Source organism: Pseudomonas sp. 51_B (assembly GCF_017491595.1).
In the GTDB taxonomy this organism is placed as follows: Bacteria; Pseudomonadota; Gammaproteobacteria; order Pseudomonadales; family Pseudomonadaceae; genus Aquipseudomonas; species Aquipseudomonas promysalinigenes.
Genome location: NZ_JAFGYW010000331.1, coordinates 1 through 463, shown reverse-complemented (window position 1 = coordinate 463; position 463 = coordinate 1). Strand labels below are relative to the sequence as shown.

The window sequence follows — 463 nt, the reverse complement described above, 5'->3', positions numbered from 1 at the left end:
CTCGAGGATGCGTTCGCGGCGTTGCGCATAGATCGTGTGGCAGCGGCGGATGTGCTTGAGCAGGCAACCCTCGGCGATGAACTTGGCCAGCGCCCATTGCGGCAGGGTCGAGGCGTGCAGATCGGTCAGCTGTTTGGCGCGAATCACCGCTTCGATGATCGACGGCGGCAGGATCGCGTAGCCCAGGCGCAACTCCGGCAGCAAGGTTTTCGAGAAGGTGCCGACATAGGCGACGATACCGCGCTGATCGAGGTTGTACAGCGAGTCGGTGGGCCGGCCCTCGTAGCGGAATTCGCTGTCGTAATCGTCTTCGATGATGATCGCGCCCAGTTCATGGGCACGGGCGAGCAGGGCTTCGCGGCGCGCCTGACTCATCGCCATACCCAGCGGGAACTGGTGCGACGGGGTGACGTAAATGAGCCGCGTGCCATCGGGAATGTGCTCGACCTGAATACCCTCGGCA

The 463-nt window shown here is 63.3% G+C and carries 1 protein-coding gene; it reads right to left on the bottom strand.

What is annotated here, in order from left to right:
- Positions 1-463 (bottom strand): PLP-dependent aminotransferase family protein (locus J5M56_RS25080; RefSeq protein ID WP_207938070.1); only part of this gene is annotated, 463 nt, incomplete at both ends.